An 18,320-nucleotide genomic window follows, 5' to 3' on the forward strand; every position below is an offset into this window, starting at 1 on the left:
CGCTCCCCGCACGCCTCTGGTGACCTGTGCCCGCAGGGCTTACGGTGCCCGCGTGCGGGAGCGGATACCGGTGGTCGTGCAGGGGCGGCGGACCCGTCGCCCCGGTGTCGTACGGGTGCTGTGGACGGGCGCGGAGCTGGCGGTGACGCTCGGCGCCGTCCTGCTGCTGCTCGTCGTCCACCAGCTGTGGTGGACGAACCGTCAGGCGCAGCACGCGGCGTGGGACCAGGTGGGCCGGCTGGAGCGGCAGTGGGACGCCCGTCCCGCGGCGCCCGGCCCGGACCCGGCGCCGCGGGACGGCCGCAGGGGGGCGCGCGGCGCGGCGAGCGCGGCGCCGTCCGGGCCGCCTTCCCGCAGCGGCGGGAGCCGGGCACCGGAGCCCGCGCAGGACCGGGCGTACGCCGTCCTGCGCATCCCCCGGATCGGGCTCACCGTCCCGGTCGCCCAGGGCGTCGGCAAGGCCGCGGTGCTCAACCGGGGTTACGTCGGCCACTATCCGCACAGCGCGCAGCCCGGCCGGGCCGGCAACGCCGCGCTGGCCGGGCACCGCAACACCCATGGCGAGCCGTTCCGCCGCCTCGACCGGCTGCGGCCGGGCGACACCGTCCTCGTCGACACCGCCGAGGCCCGCTACACCTACGCCGTGCGGCGCACCCTGCCGCGGACCACCCCCGGCGACGGCACGGTCCTCGCCGCCGTCCCGTACAGCAGCGTGCACCCCGCCTACCGCTTCACCGCGCCGGACGCCTATCTGACCCTGACGACCTGTACGCCGGAGTACACCTCCACCTACCGGCTGGTGGTCTGGGCGGTGTTGCGGTCGACACAGTCCCGGTGAGCGGGGCCGGGTGTCCCCTAGGCTCTCGGCTCGTGCGAAACCACCCCTCCGGCGGCCGGTCCCCGGGTTCGAGAAGGCGTCCCGCGCTGCTGTGGCTGCTGCTGCCGTACGTGCTGTTCCTGGCGGTGCTGCCGCTGGTGAACCAGGTGACCCCGACCGTGCTCGGCCTGCCGTTCCTGTTCTTCTGGATGCTGCTGGCGACGCTGGCCACCCCGCTCGCGGTGTGGCTGGCCCGGCGCGGCGACCGGGCCCGGGGGCGGATATGAACGCGGCGGTCTCGACCGCCGTCTTCGGCGGCTTCATGGTGCTCACCGTCGCCCTCGGCCTGCTCGCGGTGCGGGGGAGGGGCGCAGGAAAGGGGCAGCCGGAAGGGCTTCCGGGGAAGGGCGGTGGCGGGCGTCGGGAGGGCGGGCTCGCCGGGTGGTCGGTGGGCGGCCGGGGGCTGGGCACGGTCTTCATCTGGGTGCTGATGGCCGGCGAGAGCTACACGAGCTTCAGCTACCTCGGCGCCGCCGGCTGGGGCTACAACTCCGGTGCCCCGGTGCTCTACGTCCTGGCCTACATGTCCTGCGGCTACGCGCTGGGCTATGTCGTCGGGCCGATGCTGTGGGCCTACGCCCGCCGGCACGACCTGGTCGGGATCACCGACATGGTCGCGCACCGCTTCCGCGCGCCCTGGCTCGGCGCCGCCGTCGCCCTGCTCGCCACGGTCTGTCTGCTGCCGTACATCCAGCTGCAGATCACCGGCATGGGCGTGGTCGTCACCACCATCTCCTACGGCGCCATCAGCCTCAACTGGGCCTACTTCCTGGCCTTCGCGGTCACCACCGGCTTCGTGGTGGTCAGCGGGCTGCGCGGCAGCGCCTGGGTCTCGGTGCTCAAGGACGTCCTCGTCATCGGCACCCTCGGCTTCCTCGCGGTCTATGTGCCGCTGCACTACTTCGGCGGCTACGGGCCCTTCCTGGAACGGCTCGTCCACGAGAAGCCGCAGTGGCTGACGTTCCCGGGCCACGCCTCGGGCGGCCTGGGCCAGGTGTGGTTCGTCACCACCACCCTCGTCAACTCCCTGACCGTGGTGATCTTCCCGACGACCGTGGCCGGCTATCTCGGCGCCCGCAACGCCGAGGCACTGCGCCGTAACGCCCTCTACCTCCCGTTCTACAACGTGCTGTTGCTGGTGCCGGTGCTGCTGGGGATGGCGGCGCTGTTCGTGGTGCCCGGCCTGAAGGGCGCGGACTCCAACCTCGCGCTGTTCAAGATGGTGGTGGACTCCCTTCCGGCCTGGGCCGTGGGGGTGGTCGGGGTCGCCGCCGCCCTCTCCTCCATCGTGCCGATGGCCGTGTTCATGCTGGTCATCGGCACGATGTGGGGGAGGAGCGTGCTGGGCGCGATCCCCCGTCTCAACAGGGGGGCGGCCGGGGCGGCTTCCGGGGACGGCGGGGGAGGTGCGGCGGACGGACGGCAGAAGCTGTGGTCGCAGCTGGTCGTGGTGGTGGCCGGCGCGCTGGCGCTGCTGCTGACCTACACCGCCCCCGACACCCTCGTCCGGCTGTCCCTGATCTCGTACGAGGGCATGGCGCAGCTCGTGCCGATGCTGCTGCTGGGGCTGGTGTGGCGGCGGCTGACGCTGCGCGCCGCGGTGAGCGGCCTGGTGGCGGGCTTCACGCTGGTCTGTGTCCTGGTGTTCGGGGGACACGACCCGGTCTGGGGGATGAACGCGGGGATCGTCGGGCTCGCCGTGAACGTGGTGGTGGCGCTCGCGGTCACCTGGCTGGGGCCGCGCGCCGCGGACGAGCGGCCGGACGCCGAGGTGCTGGCGCTGGACGACGAGTTCCCGCGCGACGGGGTGGCGTCGGGGGGCGGCCCGCTCAGCCCTCCGGTGTCGTCGTGATCTTCTCGCCCTCCTTGGAGACCGCAAACCACAGGCCCATCTTGCCCTGGCCGTTGATGTCACCGGGCTGCTCGTCGCCGGTGAACCAGTAGACCGGCCAGCAGTCGACGGCCAGCTGACGGGTGCCGTCGGGGCGGGTGACGGTGGAGATGAGCTTGGGGGCGATGCCCTTGAGCTTGGAGCGGTCGGCGGGCTTGGCGGGCTTCCAGGTGTCCAGGCAGGCGTCGTTGCAGCCGAACTTCATCGGCCAGGCGCTGTCCTTGTTGAAGCGGTAGAGGGTGCGGCCCTTGCCGTCGACGAGGATGCCGCCGAGGTCGGGGTGGTTGAACACCGAGACGTCGCTGGGCTCCTGGGCGCCGGCCTTCTTGCCGTCGGGGGCGAGCGCGTTCCAGGTGCCGCCGACGCCCTGGCCCTTGGTGTCACCGGCCTTGGTGTCCTTGATGTAGCGGTAGGCGGGCCAGCCGGCGATGGTGAGCTGCTTGACGCCGTCGGCGCGGGTGACCGAGCCCAGCTTGCTCTTGTCGATGCCGGCCGGCGCGGTGGCGCCGTCGGCGGGGACCGGGGGCCAGGTGGTGGCGCAGGACCCGTTGCAGTTGGACTTGGCGGGGTCGGGGGTGTCCTTGTCGAACCGGTAGAGGGTCATGCCCTTGGAGTCGGCGACGACGGTGCCGAGCTTGGCGTCCTGGTGCAGGGCCAGCTTCCCGGCGCTGGGCGCCTTGGGGGCCTTGCCGGCGGCGGCGTCCGTGCCGCCCGCCTGGCCGCCGCCCCCGGAGGAGCCGTAGCCGTAGTCGCTGGTGCCCTGGCCGGCGGGCTGGACGTTGTCGGTGGTGGTGGTGCCGGCGCTCTGGTTGCCGCTGCTGCCGCAGCCGGTGGTCAGGGCCAGGGTGGCGACCGCGGCGGCCGCGAACGCCGCACGACGTCGATTGCTCATGATGTCTCCTCTGCCGATGGGTGGTTCCGTCTTGCTGAGGTGGTGACCGGGTTGCTCGTCCGGCCACCCGTCCCGATCCCGTCCGGGCGCCGGCGGGGTGCCGTCGCCCGGGGAATACGCGCTCCGGGGTGCCGGGCGTTCAACGGCACCGAAGAATTTTCTCCGGGCGCAAAAGCCCTGCGTGAAACGTCAGTTGCCGCCCTGGACCCGCAGCGCCAGCGCGGGACAGCGGCGCACCGCGAGCTGGCCGCGGCGCCGCATCCGGGCGGGCAGCGGCATGTTGGCGGACTGCGGGTAGCCGTCCGCGCCGAGCTTCACGATGCCGGGGACGACGTCGGCGCACAGCCCGTGGCCGCGGCACAGCGTCCAGTCGACCAGCAGCCGTTCCTGCGGCGGCGCGGACACCCGCGCCGGGGTGGGGGCGGGGGCGGTGACCGCCAGCGGCGGGTTCCCGGTGACCGGCAGCGCGCCGGTCACCGGGCGGCCGCACCCGAACCCCTGCGCGTGGCGCTCGAACTCCTCGGGGAAGGACCTGAGGGCCGAGGCGACGAAGCGTGAGGTGCCGTCCGGGTGGCTGCACGCGCCGCGCTTCTCCACGGCCCGCATACGGGCCTGTACGGCCTCCAGGGCGCTCTCCCCGCCGCCCCGTACGGCGCGGTCGAGCTGGTCGGCGAGCGCGGGCAGGCCGAGCACACAGGGGCCGCACTGGCCGGCCGACTCGGCGGCCATCCACTGGGCGACGCGCACCGTCTCCCCGGCGGGACAGGTGTCGTACGGGATCGGCAGCACCGCCCCGGCGCCGAGCACCGCGTTGTACTCGGCCAGCGACTCCTTCGACAGGTTCGCGGTCAGCGCGTCGGCCGGGGAGATGAAGGTGCCGTGGTAGCCGCCGATCAGCACGCCCTGCCCCTGGTCCATGCCGCACAGCGCCAGGACCCGGGCGAGCGAGACGCCGTAGGGGACCTCCACGACCCGGTTGCCGGCGACCGTCAGCAGCAGGGTGCCGGGCTCGGTGGGCAGGCCCGCGGTGCGGTAGCCGAGCGCGCCGAGGCGGGCGGCCACGGCGAGCTGGGCGTAGGTCTCGGTGTTCGACAGCAGGGTCGGCACCCCGTTCAGACCGCGCTCGCTGGAGCGGATCTTGCGGCCCGAGGGCAGCCCGGCGCCGCCGCTCAGCCCGTTCGTCATGGCGGAGCCCTCGCCGGTGACGAACCGTTCGGTGAGCAGGGTGACCCGTAAAGCCGGCCGGACCGGACCGCGTTCGTCGATGGCGCGCTGCACGGAGCTCAGCACGTCGGTGCGGGTCACGCCGAGGGCGACCTCCTGTGCGCCGAGCGCGTCGGCGGCCAGCAGCGCGCCGTCGATCACCAGGTGCGGGGCGTGCAGCAGCATCGCGGTGTCCTTGAGGCAGCTGGGTTCGCCCTCGCTGCCGTTGACGACCACCGCGCCCTTGCCGTCCGCCCGCTTCATCCCGTCGATGACGGCGGTCAGCTTGCGGGCGAACGGGAAGCCGGCCCCGCCCCGGCCGCGCAGATCGATGTCCTCGGCCAGCGCCACCAGCTCCTGGGAGGTGAGCTGGGGGAGGCTGCCGTGCCGGGACAGATGGGCCACCCGGTCCATGCGGGGTATCTCGTCGAGGCCGGCCAGCAGCCGCGGCGGCCCGAAGGACGCCAGCGTCGGGACGGGCTCCGCCTCGGCGAGCGCCGGCAGCAGTTGGGTGGGGGCGGGGGCGGTCATGGGAGTTCTCCTGTGTTCCTGCGGGCGTCGCGCAGCCGCAGGCCGAGTCGTACGGCCACCCCGATGAGGCAGATGGCGTATCCGGCGATGGCCCAGCCGGCCGCCGCACGGCCGGACCTGAGGCCGTGCACCAGGGCGAGTCCCCAGGCGAGGTAGGCGCACATGTGCAGCGCGCGCCACCAGCGGGCACCGGTCAGGCCGGTGAACGCGGCGCGTACCGCGCCGGTCACCGCGACGGCGATGAACGTGTAGGCGGCCAGGGTGCCGAGGCCGATGAGCACCGGCCGGGCGCCGTCGGTGAACGGCACGGTGGCGGCCATGGTGTCGGTGTGGCCCTCGGCGATCTTCACCCAGATGTGCAGGCCGAGGAAGCCGAGGCCGGCGACCGCGGTGCCGCGGTGCACGGCCTGGGCGAGCAGCCGGTGGCCGGAGTGCAGCACCATCCGGTCGGTGGCGGCCAGGCCCCACAGCACGGTGACCGACAGCGAGACCAGCGCGAGGACTCCGGCGCCGAAGTCCAGGAAGCGCATGAGGGTGTCCGCCGCGCCGGAGTGCAGCGTGACGGCGATGAAGAGCAGCAGTGCGGCCGGAAGCGCCGGACGGAGTACGGCAGTTCCGGCGAAGCCGCCGCCGGGGGCCCGCCGGTCCGGCGGGCCGGGTTCGTTCGGAGGGCGCCGGGGGCGGGGTACAGAGGGCGACGGCCGGGCGCGGTGAGCGGCGCGGCGGCTCTGCAAACGCGGTGCGGACATCGGACCTCCCGGAGTCGGGGCACGAGTGCGGGATGCGAATTTCTATGAAATCTCCCGGGGGCGGTATTTGCCCGGGGCTTTTGTTCGGGTGACCCCCGGTAACACTAAACATTCTGTAACCGGGCGGATACGCAGGGCCGTAATCCGGATGTGCAAAAGCATCTCCGAACGTGTTCAGGCTTTCGTAAGGTTTATCGCGCTGTGACAAATTCCTGCACTGGCATCGCGGTCGCGCGGGGGGACTCCGGATGATGCCGACTCAGGCGCACGGGGGGGCGCCAATCCCCTGTACCAACCGCATCCCCGCCAGGATCGAGGTAGCGATGTGTGATCTCCTGAACCGCATCTGGTCGCGTCCCCGCGGCGAGTGGAACCGGGTAGTCAGAAATGAACTCCCGGATCTCGCCGAGAAGTTGGTCGCGGAGTTGCAACGCGGATTTCCCGCATTGTCCGCACTTCTCGGGGATACTCCCGTAGAAGACGCACATTGGGCGCTTGAACAGGCCTTGCTGACAGTTCTGGGGTACCAAAAAGAGTCGGAAAGTAAACCTCCGGCCCGCCCCTCGGTTGTCACACCGATGCCGGTGGCCCGGGCCCGCCAGGACCTGTTCGACGTGCTCGCCGGCCAACGAGAGGTACCCGAGGAGGGGTTGCACGAGCTGGCCCGCGCCGCGGGCTGGCCGGTGCCCGACACCCTCCAGGCCGTCGTTCTCGCCACCCCCGCCGAGGCGCCCCAACTCGCCGCGGCACTGGGGCATGCCCTCATCGGCAACGTCGAGGGCTACACCTGTCTGTTCGTCCCCGACCCGGCGACCCAGACCCGGGCCCGCCTGGAGGCGGCGCTCAAGGGCCGCCCGGCGGCGGTCGGGCACGTGGTCCCGGCCACCGACACCGCGTCCTCGCTGCGGTGGGCCCGGTACCTGCTCACGCTGGCCCCGAGCCGGGTCGGCCCGGAGTCGCGGCCGGCGTTCGTCGACGACCACCTCTCGGCGCTGCTGCTGCTCCAGGACGAGTCGCTGGCCGACGCGCTGACGTCCCGCTGGCTCGGCCCGCTGGAGGAGCTGACGCCCCGGCAGAGCGAACGGCTGGAGGTCACGCTGCTGGCGTGGCTGGAGGGCGGCGGCGCCCCCGAGGCGGCCAAGCTGCTGCATGTGCACCCCCAGACGGTCCGGTACCGTCTCCGGCAGATCGAGAAGCTCTTCGGACCGGTGCTGCGTGACCCGCGGACCCGCTTCGAGCTGGAGATGGCGCTGCGCAGCCGGCGTCTGATGGCCCATGTCCGCAGCTACCGCGCCCGGGCCGGCCGCCGCGCCCGCGCCGTCGCGTCCTCCATACGCCCGCTCGGCATGGCCCGCGAGGCCCGCGTCAACGGTCTTTGAAGTAGCGACGGATGAACCACCGCGCCCCTTGAGCTGACAGCCGGCCGGTCCGACGGCGTACCGCCGGCACCCCCTCAGCACCACGGCGCAGAACAGTGGCCCCGCCCCGGGAATCCGGGTCGGGGCCACTGCGTTGTCCGGTCCAGGGGGCCCACAGGCCCCTTAGGGGATGTCCCCCCAAGGGGCCCGGAGACCGTGGCCCTCAGGGCCGCCGGCCCGTCAGCCGGTCCGTCAGGAGCATTCCTGGCCGTTGTTGATGCAGTCGACGGCCTTGCTCATCAGGTTGTCCGGCATCACGTTGATGAAGTCACCGTGGTCGGTCACCGGTTTGTGCAGCTGTTCGGGGAAGCTGTCCACCGCGAAGCTGTTGCCCTGGGGGACGTCGTAGGTGATCCGCTGGACGAGCTGCGGGACCGCCTCGAAGCCCTGCGGGCAGTTGCCGTTCTGGTCGGAGAACGCCATGTGGTCGCGGTGGTTGCCGCTGTCGATGTCCCGGCCGTTCCAGCAGTTCTGGAAGGCGAAGGTGCGCACGACCTGCGAGCCCTGCGGGCACAGCGGGTACTTGTCCTTCAGCTGCCGGTCCTCGAACCCGGTGCAGCTCCAGGAGGCGTTGGCGTTCTTGGTGCCGTTGGTGAAGGCCTTGGCGTCACCGGTGATGATCTTCAGGAACTTCGGCATCGCCCGGACCTCACCGGACTGGCTGCCCCGGAAGGTCAGGGTCACCGTCGCCGGGGTCAGCGTGGTGCCGACGTTGGCGTCCTGCGCGGCGCCCGGCTTCTGCTCGGCGTTGCCGTCCAGCTTGCGCAGCACCGGCCAGTAATGGGTGGACTGGTCGCCGTTGTCGCAGGTGGTGTCGGAGGCGGCGAGCTTGTTGTCGTCCGCGAAGGCGTCGGTGGCCTTGTTGCCGACGTAGTCGTGGGTGTGGTGGGCGCCGTTGCTGACGCCCGGGGTCACGATGACGTTGTCGGAGTTGAAGTGGCCGTCCTCATTGCGGCCGCACTCGGTGGTGAAGGTGCCGGTGGAGGCGTTGCCCCCCTCGGGGGCGGCGAACGGCGGGGCGTCCGCGTTCGGCTGGACGTTGTTGATGTCGACGAAGTCGTCGGGGGACGGGCCGCCGGGCTGGCCCTGCTGCTGCCCGCCGTCCTGGGCCTGCCCCGGGTCCTGGCTCTGGGCCTGACCGGGGTCCTGGCCCTGCTGCTGGCCGTCCTGGCCCTGCTGCTGGCCGTCCTGGGTCTGGTTCTGGCCGTACCAGCCGTCCTGCACGGACTTGGTGGAGTCGGTGCCGCCCGTGCCCGCGCCCTCGTTGACCGGCTTCATGGTGCAGCCGCTCATCTTGAGCAGGTAGCCGGGCCGTTTGGCGTCCTTGGAGATCGCGGTGACCATCATCCTGATGGTCTTCTGCCGCTTCGTCTTCAGCCCGTTGAGGACGGTGTCGCCGCTGCTGCTCTTGCCGGCCATCATCGAGTGGTAGGCGTCGTGCACCTGCTTGTCGAGCGCCGACAGCCCCTTGGAGACCGGGAGCTTGGCGCTGCGCGGCACCTGGCGCAGCCGTTCGCCCACATCGGGGCAGGAGAGCGTGAAGGCGCTCGCGGTGTGCTGGGAATGGCCGGCCGACGCGTCCGGGGCGTTGTTGCCGGCCAGCGCCGTGGTGGCGTAGGCGGCGAGGCCGCCGCCGCCGAGCAGCAGGGCGGTGGCGCCGATCAGCATTCTGTTCGTCAAACGCGAGCGTTTATGGGCCTGTTGCCGTTGCCTCATGAGATCACTTCGCTTCGTCCGATGTGAGGGGTGTCGGTTGGGTGCGGGTGTCGTTTCTTCCGGGTCGCGGAGGGTGGGGGGCGGGGTGCGTCCCCCGCCGTGGGCGGGGGCGTCCGCCGCCGTCCGGGCCGGCGACCGCGCCGCCGTGGCATACCGGGGCTCCGTCGCCTAGCTGGTGTGCAGGGTGTCGAAGTCGACGCCGCCGGTCTTCTCCAGCACGGTGATGTGGTCCAGGACGATGGTGTTGGCGCGGTTCGCCAGGGCGCGCACCATCGAGTTCTTGGTCTGGTCGCGGACCATGGCCACCAGGCCGAAGACCTTGCCGTGCGCCCGGCGCAGCAGCTCCGCGAAGGTCCGGGTGAACTCGTCGCCCTGCGCCGCGTTCATCTGCGCCAGCCAGCCCTGCTGGTCGGAGTTGGGCTGGTTGGCCAGCGTGACGTCCAGCGCCCGCGCGGTCTCGATCACCCGCCGGTCCAGCTCGGTGTGCCCGGCGACGAGGTGGTTGCCGGCGGTGCGTACCGCCGCGGTCTGCCCGCGCTCCTGCGCCTGCCGGCCCGCGGGCAGTTCCCACAGGCCGGCCAGTCTGACCTTGCGCACGAAGTCCCGGTCCATCGCGGTCAGCGGACCGTACCGGGTGTTCACCGTGCCGCCTCCGTCATCGTCGTAGGTGACGGTGTTCGTCGCCGCCGACGCGGTCTCACCGAAGAGCTGCACCGGCAGCAGCAGAGCCGCGAGCGTGCCCACGAGCGCGGCTACCACCAATCCCGTGGCGATGGTCCGCCCGGATGTTGCGGAATTGCTGAGGATGGACCGCACACGGCCTCCCGGATCGTCCGTACTGAATGCCACCGGACGCTAAGTGCCGTAACGGGCCCGCGGGCGTGGGTCCTCACCCCTGGACAAATAACGGCCGGGTCCGCCGCGGCACTGCTACGGTGCCGCGAGCGGGCCCGGCCGGATGCGGGTGACGTGCGCCGGCTTCCGTATGCCCGGCCGGGCCCGTCCACAGGCGGCTGCCGTGAGCCCTCAGGGGCCCGCGTCGGCGCCGCTCAGCGCGCGTACAGGCTCTCCGCCGCCCATCTGCGCCGCTCCTGGCGGCCTTCGGGGTCCTCGCGCTGTCCCTGGGCGTAGAGCGCGTCGATCTCGTCCGCGTGGCGCCGGACGATCGCCGCCCGCCGCAGCTTCAGCGACGGCGTCACCAGCCCGGCCTCCTGGCTGAACTCCTCGGGCAGCACCCGGAACGCGCGGATCGACTCGGCCCGGGACACCGAGGCGTTGGCCCGTGCCACCGCCCGCCGCACCTCCGCGTGCAGCTGCTCCTCCGGTGTGGGCGCGCTGCCGTCCCTGCCGGGCTCCTCGCGCAGCTTGTGCCAGTGGTCGAGGGCCTCCGGGTCCAGCGTGATCAGCGCGGTCACATACGGCCGGTTGTCGCCGACCACCACGCACTGGGAGATCAGCGGATGGGCGCACAGCCGCTGCTCCAGCCCCTGCGGGGCCACGCTCTTGCCGTTGCTGGTGATGATGATGTCCTTCTTGCGGCCGGTGATGACGAGATAGCCGTCCTCGTCCAGGTGCCCCAGGTCGCCGGTGGCCAGCCAGCCGTCGTACAGCCCGCTGCCCGGGGTCTCCTCCTCGTCGAGATAGCCGGCGAACACCACCGCGCCCCGCACCCACACCTCGCCGTCCAGCGCCAGGTGCACCGCGCTGCCCGGCAGCGGCAGCCCCACCGTCCCGAACCGCACCCGGCCGGGCGGCTGTACGGTGATCGCGCCGCTGGTCTCCGTGAGGCCGTAGCCGTCGTAGACGGTGATCCCGACGCCGGCGAAGAGCAGCCCCAGCTCCCGGAAGAGCGGTGAGCCGCCGGACACCGCGGTCCGCACCCGGCCGCCCAGCAGCTCCCGGATACGGGAGTACACCAGCCGGTCGTAGAGCGCGTGCCGGGCCCGCAGGAACGGGTCGGGGCCGCGCCCGGTGCCCTGCGCCTCCGCCGCGAGGGCCTCCGCGTAGCGCACCGCCACCGTCATCGCCGCGTCGAACGTCCGCCGCCGGCCGGCCTGTTCCGCGGCCTGCCGGGCGCGGGCGCAGATCTTCTCGAAGACGTACGGCACCGCGAACAGGAACGTCGGACGGAACGAGGCCAGCGCGGGCAGCAGTTCGTCGGAGGTCGCATCGGGCTGGTGGGCGAGCTTCACCCCGCCGCGCAGACACGCCACCTGCACCATCAGCCCGTAGACGTGCGCGAACGGCAGGAAGGCCAGCAGCGACGGGCGTTCGCCGGGCGCGGCCAGCAGCCCGCCCCAGCCCGCGTAGAGGGTGTCGCAGCCCGCGGCGAGGTTGGCGTGGGTGATCACGCAGCCGCGCGGGCTTCCGGTGGTCCCCGACGTGTACACGATCGCCGCGACGTCGTCGGGGCCGACCGCGTGCCGCAGCCGGTGCACATCGGCCTCGGTGAGCCGGGTGCCCTCCTCCGCCAGCCGCTGGACGCAGTCCAGGTCCAGCTGCCACAGCCGCCGCAGCGCGGCCCGTTCGTCGCAGGCCTCGGCCACGGTCATGGCCTGTGCCTCGTTCTCCACGACGATCGCGGTGACCTTCGCCCCGGCGAGGATGCAGCGCAGCTGCTCGGCCGAGGCGGTCGGATACACCGGGACGAGTTCCCCGCCGATCGCCCACAGCGCATAACTGAACACGGTCCACTCGTAGCGCGTACGGGACATCAGCGCGACCCGGGTGCCGGGCCGTATCCCGTCCGCCAGCAGCCCCCTGGCCAGGGCCATGACCTCGTCACGGAATTGCGCCGCCGACACCTCCTGCCAGCCCTCGGGTGTCTGGTCGTCGCGGCGGGCGAGCTGAGCGAAATCCGGCTGGTGGGCGGCGGTGTCGAAGACCGAGTCGGCCAGGCCGCCGGTCCGCAGCGGAGCCGCCAGGGCCGGGACGCTGATGTCGCGCACAGCACCTCCTAGGTGTTCCCCCTTGGTCCCCCTGGTCCGCCGCCGTCCCGGGCGGCAGGGAGGGCAAGTTACCCACCGGCCTCCCGGCTGCCCAGATGTGTGGCTACTCTTGAGCGGAAGACGACAAGTCTTGACGACCGGACAACCTGAGGAGGGCGCTGGATGTACCGCATCGCCGATGCCCTGCGCCTGTACACCTCAGCCCTCCTGTTCGTCCTGGCCGGCTTCCTGCTGACGCAGACCGGTCTCACCACGGCCCTGACCGCCGCCGCGACCACCACCGCGCTGCTGCTCCTGTGCCGCGCCTTCCTGATCGCGGCCTGCGCCCGGCCCGTACCACCGGGCCGTATCCGTACGGCGATCCGCGACCGCGAGCGGCGTACGGCGTTCCTGCCGCAACGGGACCCCGACGCGGCCGGCCGCCCGCGCCCCCGGGCACCGGGCCGTTCCCTCCCGACGGCCGCGTAGGCGCACCGGTCCCCGTACCGCTCTTCCGCGTCCGCGCGGCTCGTCACGCCGAATCCACATCCCGGCACGACGAGACCCGTGGAGGGCTCAGCCATGTCCTTGTTCGGCTTCCTCGGCGATGCGCTGGCGCACGGCGCCCAGGCGATCGCCCCGCTCTTCGGCTCCGCGGCCATGGCCGCCGCCGTCGTCCTGTTCACCCTGGGGGTCCGCGCCGCGCTGCACCCCCTCGCCCGCGCCGCGGCCCGCGGTGAGAAGGCCCGTACGGCGCTCGCCCCGCAGCTGGCGGAGCTCCAGCGCAAGCACAAGGGCAACCCCGAGCGGCTGCAGAAGGCCACCGCCGCCCTGTACGCCGAGACCGGCTCCTCGCCGCTCGGCGGCTGTCTGCCGACGCTGCTCCAGCTGCCCGTCTTCTTCGTGATGTACCACCTGTTCTCCACCGGGAGCGGCGACCTCCTGGACCACACCCTGCTGGGCGCGCCGCTCGGCGGGCACTGGACCGGGGCGCTCGCCGACGGCGGTGTGTTCGGGCCGCAGGGGCTGGTCTACCTCGGGCTGTTCGCGCTGGTCGCGGCGGTCGCGACCTGGAACTACCGCCGGGCCCGCGCCACGATGGCCAAGGCCCCGCAGCCGGTCGCGGGCAACGCCGCGCTGCCCGGTATGGCCTCGATGGCCAAGGTGATGCCGCTGCTGTCTTTCGGCACGCTGATCACGGTCGCGGTGGTGCCGCTGGCCGCCGGGCTCTACATGGTCACGACGACGACCTGGACGGCCTGCGAGCGGGCGCTGCTGCACCGGGACCGCGGGCAGGGCGCGCCGGAACCGGCGGCCGCGGGCGGCACGGCGAAGGGGGCGAAGGGGAAGACCGCTTCGGGCGCGGGGAAGCCGGCCTCGGGCAAGGGGAAGTCCGCCGCCGCGGGGGAGCCGGCCGCGGGTGACGGGAAGCCGGGTAAGGGGAAGCCGTCCCCGGACCGGGCGGCCGAGGCCGTCGCGGCCGACGGGGAGCCGGGCGAGGGTGTCGCGCCGCAGCACCCGGCGCGGCAGCGGGCGGACGGGCGCGCGCCGAAGAGCCGCGCGGCCCGGCAGCGGGCGGCCCGCGCGCGGGCCAACTCGCGGGCCAAGGCCGAGGAGCAGACCGCCACTACCCCTCAGTAAGGGTCCAGTCCGTGAACGGGGTCTTGCGGACCGGACCCCGTTCTTGGACGATCAGCCAAATCGCTCGATGGCCGTCCCCCATCGGCCGGCCCGGAAGATCCCTTCCGGGCCGACCTTCGACCACGGGAGTTGAACCGATGAAGCTGCTGCGAGTCGGACCGGTGGGGGCCGAACGCCCGGCGCTGCTCGACGGGGCCGGGGCTCTGCGGGACCTGTCGGCCCTGGTGCCGGACATCGACGGCGCCCTCCTCGCCGACGAGGAAAAGCTGACCGAGATCCGCACCGCCGCCGCCTCCGGCGCGCTGCCGCGGCTCGATCCGGCCGGGCTGCGCACCGGCCCGCCGCTCGCCCGGATCGGCAAGATCGTGTGCATCGGGCTGAACTACCACGACCACGCCCGGGAGACGGGGGCCACGCCTCCCGAGGAGCCGATCCTCTTCCTGAAGGCCCCGGACACCGTCGTCGGCCCCGACGACACCGTGCTGGTCCCGCGCGGCAGCGTGAAGACCGACTGGGAGGTGGAGCTGGCCGTCGTCATCGGCCGGACCGCCCGCTACCTGGAGACCGACGCCCAGGCGAGGGCCGCGGTGGCCGGCTACACCGTGGCGCACGACGTCTCCGAGCGCGCGTTCCAGATCGAACGCGGCGGCCAGTGGGACAAGGGCAAGAACTGCGAGACGTTCAACCCCCTGGGCCCCTGGCTGGTGACCGCCGACGAGGTGCCCGACCCGCAGAACCTCGGCCTCCGGCTCCGGGTCAACGGCGACCTGAAGCAGAACGGCACCACCGCCGACCAGATCTTCCCGGTGGCCGAAGTGGTCCGCTACGTCAGCCGGTTCATGACCCTCCACCCGGGCGACGTCCTCAACACCGGCACCCCGGCAGGCGTCGCCATGGGCCACCCGGACCCCAAGCCGTATCTGCGGGCTGGTGACGTGGTGGAGCTGGAGATCGACGGCCTGGGCCGCCAGCGGCAGGAGTTCAGGGCCGCCTGAGGGGCGGGAGTCCGACGGGCGGTGCGCTCCGATGAGCAGCACGGCCCGGCCGCCCGCTCCGGGGGAGGGCGGCCGGGCCGGGAGGTCACTTTCCTCGTCGCGGCGGAAGCCGCGTACTCACCCGAACGTCTCCGCCGGAAGCGTCGGCCCACCGTCGGTGCCGTCCGGTCCGGGGCCGTGGGGATCAACGGAGTCCTTGTGGTCGGGGACGTGCAGGCGAGTGCCCCGGCTCTCCGCGACGCGCGTCACGTCACGCAACGACTCGCTCAACGGAGTGCCAGCAGGTGGATTTCGCCGGGCGTCCAGGCGAACTCGGCAAGCACGCGGGCTGCCTGATCGAGCAGTTCCGAGGCCACGTCCAGTTGGGCGCTCTCGGTGTCGTCCGCGATACGGGAGAGATATCCGGTGCCGTCCCCGACGAGATAGCACGGCTTGCCGTCCGCCCCGGCCCAGGGGAGCAGCCGCAGTGTGGTGTCCGGCGGCCCGCTGGTCATACGGTCACCGTCCTCTCGCCCCTCGTCGCCCGATGGCGGCGTGGTGGTGGAAGTAACCGGCGCGACAGCATGGTGAAGATGCGGGCGATACCGTGCGGCACGTCGACGGTAGCCCTCAGAACCTACCCACAGGTGGGCGTTCTCCGCCCCGCCCCGCCATGAGGGCCGCTACGCCACACCCGGTGTAGCGGCCCTCGCCGGCTTGACCGGCCTCTATGGCCCGCGTCTCCTCGTCACTTTCCTACACGCAGGCCAGAATCTCCCGTACGCCGTCGGTGACGCCCGGCAGGTCGCCGGCGAGGGCGGCCCACTGGTGCAGGTCGTGTTCGGTCAGGATGACCGGCCCGGTCTCGGAGACGGTGACGGCGAAGTTGAACTGGCGGGTGGTGGTGCCGCGGCTGTTCTCGTAGTCGAAGTGTCCGAGGTAGCGGTCCACGGACGCGACGGTCAGGCCGGTCTCCTCCAGCGTCTCGCGGCGGGCCGCGTCCAGGATGCTCTCTCCGGCGTCCACATGACCGGACGGGATCTCCCACAGGCCGCCCATGAAGTCGTCCGGCTTGCGGCGGACCAGGAGGATGCGGTCGGCGTCGGTGACGACGGCCGCGGCCACGAAGGTGGTGATGCCCTCGGCTTCGGCCTCCTCTGCCAGGGCTCGGGCAAGGTCGGAGGTCACGGTCACAGGAGCTCCTCGTGGTGTTCGCTGGCCTTCCTGGCCGCGCAGACGTACTGCTCGGCCAGTTTCAGATCTTGTTCACGGTGCCAGACGGGCAGCTTGAGCGTGTGCGTGTGCGCCTTCTCAGCGACGGGGAAGTCACCCTCCCGGTATCGGCTGCGGATGTTCGGGTAGTCGGGGAAGAGTTGAGAGGGGCGCTGGTAGAGGGGCAGCTGGTTCAGGGGGCGGGTGGAGCCCGGCCGGTCGAACTCGGTCGCGCCCTCCGCGACGAGGGCCGCGTGGAAGCGGTCGAGGGGCAGGCCGCCGAGCTGGTCGGACCGGTAGGTGGCCGTCAACGCGTACCAGGATGATTTCACCCCCTCGGGCATCGGGCTCACCTCCAGCCCGGGTATCTGCCCGAGCTCTCGGATCAGGTAGGCGGCGATCTCCTTGCGGCCGGCGAGGTAGGCATCCAGGCGGGATAGCTGGTCGTGGGCGAGGGCGGCGGCCAGGGGGTGGATGCGGAGCTTGAGTCCGGCCCCGGTGACCGCGTACCGCGCGAGCGGATTGCTTTCCGGGATCTCGTTCCTGGCCCGCTTGTTGTAGTGCGCGAACGTGAGAACGCGGTAGTAGGTGTCGTCATCGTCGGTGAGGACGAAGCCGCCCTCACCTCCGGACAGCGGCTTGGGACCGTTGAGGGAGAAGGCACCGGCCAGACCGAACGTGCCCACCTTCTGGCCGCCGTGACCAGCCCCGTGGGCGTGTGAGCCGTCCTCCAGCAGGTCCAGGTCGCGGTCCCTGGCCAGCGCGGTGAGGTCGGTCATCTCGGCGGGCTTGCCCCACAGGTGCGTGACCATGATCGCCCGGGTGCGAGGGGTGATCAGCTCGGGCACCCGGCCGGGGTCGATGTTGCCGTCCGGGCGTGTCTCGCAGAGGACCGGGACCGCGCCGAGCTGGAACAGGGGTGAGGCGGTGGCGTGGAAGGTCCAGGCGGGGACGATCACCTCGCTGCCGGGCCGGATGCGGGCGGCCCAGTAGGCGGCGTGCAGGGCGGCGGTGCCGGAGCTGGTGGTGATCGCGTGCCGCACGTCGAAGTAGTCCTGGAGGGCGTCTTCCAGGTCCGCGATGATCCCGGACCGGCCGGGGAGGGAGACGGCCGAATCCAGCTGGGAGACCACCTTCATGCGAGTGAAGTCGTCGATCGGGGGCCAGGTGAAGTGGGGGCCGGCGTCGGTAACGGCCGGGGTGCCGCCGAGGAGGGCGAGCGCGCTGGTCACAGCATCTCCTTCGGGTCGACGTAGCGGCCTGCGCTCTTGGACCGGTAGCAGGACGCGATGAACGCGGCGTGGGAGAGGTGCTGGTCGGGGCCGGAGACGTTGGGCCGTTCTCCGTCCAGGACCCGGCAGAAGTAGTCGATCTGTGCGGTGGCGACGCTGGGGGCGTGCGGCCGGGTCAGCTCCTCCACCACCGTTCCGTCCAGGGCGAGCCGCTGGACGGCGCCCTTCGTCAGCACGACCGAGCCGGCCGTTCCCACGACCCGCATGGACTCCGTCTTCGGCGCCATCCACCGCGACAGGACCAGCGATCCGTACAAGCCGGAGTCGTAGCCGAGCTGGACGACGGCGGTGTCCTCCGCGTCGTAGCCGCCTTCGGGCAGGGCCGTGGTGGAGAACTCCGCGATGACCCTGCTGGGCAGGCCGAAGTACCACAGCAGCAGGTCGATCAGGTGGTAGCCCATGTCGAGGAGGCAGCCGCCACCGGCCTGCTTGAGGTCCCCGCGCCAGCCGGCACCGGGGTTGGGCGTGTGGAACGAGTAGTGCCCGCCGACGAGAAACGGGGTGCCGATCTGGTCCAGCATCCCGGCCACGCTGCTGTAGATCGGGTTGAACCGGCGCTGGAGCGTCACCATCAGTTCCACGCGGCCCTTGTGGCAGATCCCGGCCAGCTCGCGGGCCTCCTCGACAGAGGTGGCGAACGGCTTCTCCTTGAGGACGTGGACGCCCCGGGCGGCGCATTCCTCGGTCACCGCGCGCCCGGCGTGGTGCGGGACGGCGACGATCACGAAGTCCGGGGCGGTCTCGTCCAGCAGGTCACCGGCCCGGGTGAAGCCGGGCACTCCGAGGGTGTCCGCTCGCTGGTGCAGGATGTCCGCGTTGTTGTCGCACACCGCGACGAGTTCCGCCCGGCTGGAGCCGAGCAGACCGGGCAGGTGATCCTCGGCAGCCTGGTGGCCAAGGCCGATGATCGCAGCACGTCGTTTCATGCGCGTTCTCCTTCCACTTCACGGAGGAACGTGTCGGGGATGACGAGTACAGCGCCAACTCCAGTTCAATC

General features: G+C 72.1%; 17 protein-coding genes. 7 read left to right on the top strand and 10 right to left on the bottom strand.

Features of this window, described 5'->3' with window-relative positions; all coding sequences use genetic code 11:
• Window positions 1-52 precede the first annotated feature (52 nt).
• From ACWC9R_RS08855 to ACWC9R_RS08865, 3 genes are read left to right on the top strand one after another with little or no spacing between them, the layout of a single operon-like run.
• Window positions 53-838 carry a class E sortase gene (locus ACWC9R_RS08855; RefSeq protein WP_450729744.1) on the top strand — a complete coding sequence of 262 codons (786 nt, stop codon included), beginning with the start codon at window positions 53-55 and terminating at the stop codon, window positions 836-838.
• A 32-nt stretch (window positions 839-870) separates the two neighbouring features.
• Window positions 871-1,104 (top strand): DUF3311 domain-containing protein, encoded by a 234-nt coding sequence (locus ACWC9R_RS08860; protein WP_450729746.1) that lies wholly within the window; start codon window positions 871-873, stop codon window positions 1,102-1,104.
• Window positions 1,101-2,729 carry a sodium:solute symporter family protein gene (locus ACWC9R_RS08865; RefSeq protein ID WP_450729748.1) on the top strand — a complete coding sequence of 543 codons (1,629 nt, stop codon included), beginning with the start codon at window positions 1,101-1,103 and terminating at the stop codon, window positions 2,727-2,729. The genes ACWC9R_RS08860 and ACWC9R_RS08865 overlap by 4 nt, the downstream gene beginning before the upstream one ends.
• Here ACWC9R_RS08865 and ACWC9R_RS08870 read toward each other — a convergent pair.
• The 3 genes from ACWC9R_RS08870 to ACWC9R_RS08880 all read right to left on the bottom strand — a co-directional run bounded on the left by ACWC9R_RS08870 (window position 2,707) and on the right by ACWC9R_RS08880 (window position 6,143).
• Window positions 2,707-3,660 carry an SCO0930 family lipoprotein gene (locus ACWC9R_RS08870; protein ID WP_450729749.1) on the bottom strand — a complete coding sequence of 318 codons (954 nt, stop codon included), beginning with the start codon at window positions 3,658-3,660 and terminating at the stop codon, window positions 2,707-2,709. The two genes, ACWC9R_RS08865 and ACWC9R_RS08870, sit on opposite strands and share 23 nt — an antisense overlap.
• Window positions 3,661-3,849: 189 nt before the next feature.
• The gene (locus ACWC9R_RS08875) at window positions 3,850-5,394 is read right to left on the bottom strand and encodes an NADH-ubiquinone oxidoreductase-F iron-sulfur binding region domain-containing protein (RefSeq protein ID WP_450729751.1); all 1,545 of its coding nucleotides are present in this window, start codon (window positions 5,392-5,394) and stop codon (window positions 3,850-3,852) included.
• Window positions 5,391-6,143 (bottom strand): hypothetical protein, encoded by a 753-nt coding sequence (locus ACWC9R_RS08880; protein WP_450729753.1) that lies wholly within the window; start codon window positions 6,141-6,143, stop codon window positions 5,391-5,393. The genes ACWC9R_RS08875 and ACWC9R_RS08880 overlap by 4 nt, the downstream gene beginning before the upstream one ends.
• Before the next feature lie 578 nt (window positions 6,144-6,721).
• On the opposite strand from ACWC9R_RS08880, the gene ACWC9R_RS08885 reads away from it, so the two are divergent.
• On the top strand, window positions 6,722-7,522 hold the full coding sequence (locus ACWC9R_RS08885) for a PucR family transcriptional regulator (protein WP_018091333.1): 801 nt from the start codon (window positions 6,722-6,724) through the stop codon (window positions 7,520-7,522).
• A 231-nt stretch (window positions 7,523-7,753) separates the two neighbouring features.
• On the opposite strand, the gene ACWC9R_RS08890 is transcribed toward ACWC9R_RS08885, so the two are convergent.
• From ACWC9R_RS08890 to ACWC9R_RS08900, 3 genes are all read right to left on the bottom strand, one after another.
• Complete coding sequence (locus tag ACWC9R_RS08890) at window positions 7,754-9,229, bottom strand: DUF1996 domain-containing protein (RefSeq protein WP_450729892.1); 1,476 nt, start codon at window positions 9,227-9,229, stop codon at window positions 7,754-7,756.
• A gap of 216 nt (window positions 9,230-9,445) precedes the next feature.
• Window positions 9,446-10,036 (bottom strand): DUF4142 domain-containing protein, encoded by a 591-nt coding sequence (locus ACWC9R_RS08895; protein ID WP_450729894.1) that lies wholly within the window; start codon window positions 10,034-10,036, stop codon window positions 9,446-9,448.
• Window positions 10,037-10,326: 290 nt separating this feature from the next.
• Window positions 10,327-12,225 (bottom strand): AMP-dependent synthetase/ligase, encoded by a 1,899-nt coding sequence (locus tag ACWC9R_RS08900; protein WP_450729754.1) that lies wholly within the window; start codon window positions 12,223-12,225, stop codon window positions 10,327-10,329.
• 162 nt (window positions 12,226-12,387) lie between these two features.
• On the opposite strand from ACWC9R_RS08900, the gene ACWC9R_RS08905 reads away from it, so the two are divergent.
• The 3 genes from ACWC9R_RS08905 (at window position 12,388) to ACWC9R_RS08915 (ending at window position 14,840) form a co-directional block, all read left to right on the top strand.
• Window positions 12,388-12,693, top strand: a complete 306-nt coding sequence (locus ACWC9R_RS08905; RefSeq protein WP_450729756.1) for a DUF6412 domain-containing protein — start codon at window positions 12,388-12,390, stop codon at window positions 12,691-12,693.
• A 93-nt stretch (window positions 12,694-12,786) separates the two neighbouring features.
• Window positions 12,787-13,845, top strand: a complete 1,059-nt coding sequence (locus ACWC9R_RS08910; RefSeq protein WP_450729758.1) for a YidC/Oxa1 family membrane protein insertase — start codon at window positions 12,787-12,789, stop codon at window positions 13,843-13,845.
• 137 nt (window positions 13,846-13,982) lie between these two features.
• Window positions 13,983-14,840: a fumarylacetoacetate hydrolase family protein gene (locus tag ACWC9R_RS08915; RefSeq protein ID WP_450729760.1), complete on the top strand. Its 858-nt coding sequence runs from the start codon at window positions 13,983-13,985 to the stop codon at window positions 14,838-14,840.
• A gap of 266 nt (window positions 14,841-15,106) precedes the next feature.
• Here the strand turns inward: ACWC9R_RS08915 and ACWC9R_RS08920 are convergent, their stop codons facing one another.
• The 4 genes from ACWC9R_RS08920 to ACWC9R_RS08935 form a co-directional block, all read right to left on the bottom strand.
• The gene (locus tag ACWC9R_RS08920; RefSeq protein ID WP_450729761.1) at window positions 15,107-15,334 is read right to left on the bottom strand and encodes a hypothetical protein; all 228 of its coding nucleotides are present in this window, start codon (window positions 15,332-15,334) and stop codon (window positions 15,107-15,109) included.
• A 241-nt stretch (window positions 15,335-15,575) separates the two neighbouring features.
• Entirely contained in the window at window positions 15,576-16,007 is a 432-nt protein-coding gene (locus ACWC9R_RS08925; protein ID WP_450729762.1) for an NUDIX hydrolase, read from the bottom strand.
• A 2-nt stretch (window positions 16,008-16,009) separates the two neighbouring features.
• The gene (locus ACWC9R_RS08930) at window positions 16,010-17,263 is read right to left on the bottom strand and encodes a DegT/DnrJ/EryC1/StrS family aminotransferase (RefSeq protein WP_450729764.1); all 1,254 of its coding nucleotides are present in this window, start codon (window positions 17,261-17,263) and stop codon (window positions 16,010-16,012) included.
• Window positions 17,260-18,249 (bottom strand): Gfo/Idh/MocA family protein, encoded by a 990-nt coding sequence (locus ACWC9R_RS08935; RefSeq protein WP_450729766.1) that lies wholly within the window; start codon window positions 18,247-18,249, stop codon window positions 17,260-17,262. The genes ACWC9R_RS08930 and ACWC9R_RS08935 overlap by 4 nt, the downstream gene beginning before the upstream one ends.
• Window positions 18,250-18,320 lie beyond the last annotated feature (71 nt).

It is taken from the genome of Streptomyces sp. NPDC001219 (assembly GCF_053597915.1).